This is a genomic window from Chrysiogenia bacterium, assembly GCA_020434085.1.
GTDB lineage: Bacteria > JAGRBM01 > JAGRBM01 > JAGRBM01 > JAGRBM01 > JAGRBM01.
On sequence record JAGRBM010000312.1, the window covers coordinates 1 to 2403 of the forward strand.

3 protein-coding genes are annotated in these 2403 nt (G+C 65.2%); all 3 read left to right on the forward strand.

The features are described from left to right. Positions 1-683 (forward strand): acetate--CoA ligase family protein (locus KDH09_10810; GenBank protein ID MCB0220175.1); only part of this gene is annotated, 683 nt, incomplete at its 5' end. Next, complete coding sequence (locus KDH09_10815) at positions 680-1930, forward strand: DUF1704 domain-containing protein (protein ID MCB0220176.1); 1251 nt, start codon at positions 680-682, stop codon at positions 1928-1930. The genes KDH09_10810 and KDH09_10815, both read left to right, overlap by 4 nt. 94 nt (positions 1931-2024) lie before the next feature. Continuing rightward, the coding region (locus KDH09_10820) for a hypothetical protein (GenBank protein ID MCB0220177.1) at positions 2025-2403 on the forward strand (379 nt) is incomplete at its 3' end.

Here is a 2403-nt window from a genome sequence, read left to right on the forward strand (position 1 = left end):
AGGGGCCCATCTGGATGAGCCCCAAGGACATGGCAACCATCTTGAAGGCGGCAGGCATCGGCTTTGCAGATCTGGAAGAAACCACCGTTGCCGAAGCCGCCGCGAGCGCCGAGCTTCTGGGCTATCCGCTGGTCGCCAAGGCCATCGCCCCCACCGTCGTCCACAAGAGCGACGTGGGCGGCGTGATCCTGGGGCTCGAAACCCCCGAGGCGGTCGAGCACGCGGGCAAGATGCTTCGCGAGCGCATGGAGCGCATCGGCGCGAAGCTCGAGGGCGTGCTGCTCCAGCGCCAGGTGGGCGGCGGCATTGAGATGATGCTGGGCGTAACGAGCGATCCCACCTTCGGGCCGCTCCTTGTGTGCGGCATGGGCGGCGTCACGGTCGAGCTGCTCAAGGACGTCTCCTTCTCCCTGCCACCGGTCAGCGACCTGGATGCCCACAACATGATCGCGCGCCTGAAGAGCGCCAAGCTCCTTGAGGGCTATCGCGGCGGTGCCAAGGGCGACATCGAAGCGCTCGCCATGACACTCCAGCGCCTCTCGTGCCTGGTTGAGCTCATCCCCGAGATCGTCGAGCTCGATCTCAACCCGCTCAAGGTGCTCCCCCCCGGTCAGGGCGTCATTGCCGTCGATGGCCGTATCCGACTCGCGCCGGTGGACAGCGAGGAACCGCCCGCCACGTGAAAACCGACCCAAAGTATCTGGAACTGAGTGCCCGCGTGGTGGAGATCGCCACGCAGGTCAAGGTGCTCGGGCCGCTATCCTGGCCGCCTTCGGCGGAGGCGGAGTTTCTCTCGGGGCGCCGCCGCGGGCAGGTCGTGCTACCACGCATCGAATACCCGCGCATCGATCACGGCGAGTTCATTGCCGAACTTGAACGCGTCATGGCTGCACTGGACGAAAGCGAACCCGCCCACCGCCTGCTGCGCGAGACCGCACGCAGCTACCGCGACGCCTGCCGGATGCTGCACGCCATCGGCACGCCGCGCTTTACCGAGCTTTCCATTGAGATCTATGGCCGCCCCAGCGAGGTGATGCCCGGCTCGACGCTCACCCACGTGGAAGCGGCCAGCCGCTTCATTGCCGCCGCCAATGCCTTCCCCGCGCTCGGTGCGGCCATCTACGAAACGAGCTACTCGGGCGAGGAAATCGCCGCCTACCTGCGCGAGGGAATCGAGAAAGTTTTCGGCGACGAGGGGCCGCCCGTCGAAATGGCCAGCGACCTGACCGCCAAGGCCGCTGCCAGCGGCGACCGCGTGCGTGTGCGCGAGGGGGCGGTTTTTACCCGCTACGATTTCGACCAGCTTCTCCAGCACGAGGTGCTCATCCACACGCTCACCTCCATCAACGGCCGCGCGCAGATGAATGTCCCCTGTCTTTCGCTGGGCGCGCCGCGCACGACAAAAACGCAGGAGGGCCTGGCGACCTTTGCCGAGTGGGCGACCGGCTCCATCGACCTGGTGCGCATCAAACGACTGGCCCTGCGGGTACTTGCCGTGGAAAACGCGCTCAATGGCGCGAACTTCTTCGAGCTCTTCGAGTTCTTCCTGGAGTTCGGACAGAACGAGCGCGAGAGCTACCGCTCGGCCGAGCGCATCTTTCGCGGCGGCCAGCCCGATGGCACCGGCGTTCTGTTCACCAAGGACGCGGTCTATCTCGACGGCCTCATCAAAGTGCACTCCCTGGTGCGCTGGGCCCTCGAATCGGGCCAATTCGACCTCATCGAGCTGCTCTTCTGCGGGCGCCTTGCCATCGAGGACATCTTCGCCCTGCGGGCCCTCTATTCCGAGGGCGTCGTGCTGGCCCCGCGCTACAAGCCCCGCTGGTACGAGAAGGTCCACTCCCTGGCGGGCCTGATGGCGCTTACCATGGTGGCCACGGAGATCGACATCGACCACGTAGAGGCCTATCTCAAGCACGGCTGCCACTGAGCGCCGTTGCTTCCCCGCCCGCGCGCAGCTAGAAAACCCGGGCCCACATCAAGGCCCGGGCGGGCTGAATTCAGGGCTCGGAGCACTGCCACCCATGATCCTCATTGATGCCGTTCGCGACAACTGGGTCGTCCTTCTCATTCCCGTCTTCGCCGGCGTGGTCGGCTGGATCACGAATGTCGCCGCGGTCTGGCTGCTCTTCCACCCGGTGGAGTTCGTCGGGATCCGTCCTTATCTGGGTTTCCAGGGGATCATCCCGAACGCTTCCAAGAACATGGGCGCCTACCTCGCCGAGATCGTCACGGAAAAACTGCTGGACCTGCGCGAGTTGTTTGCGGGCATGGAGCCCGAGAAGATTCTGCCCACCATGAAACCCGCGCTTCATGCCATGGCCGACGAAGTCCTCGAAGAAGCCGCCGGCGAACACGCCGCCCAGATGTGGGGCGCAATGGACGAGAACGTGAAGGCCCAGG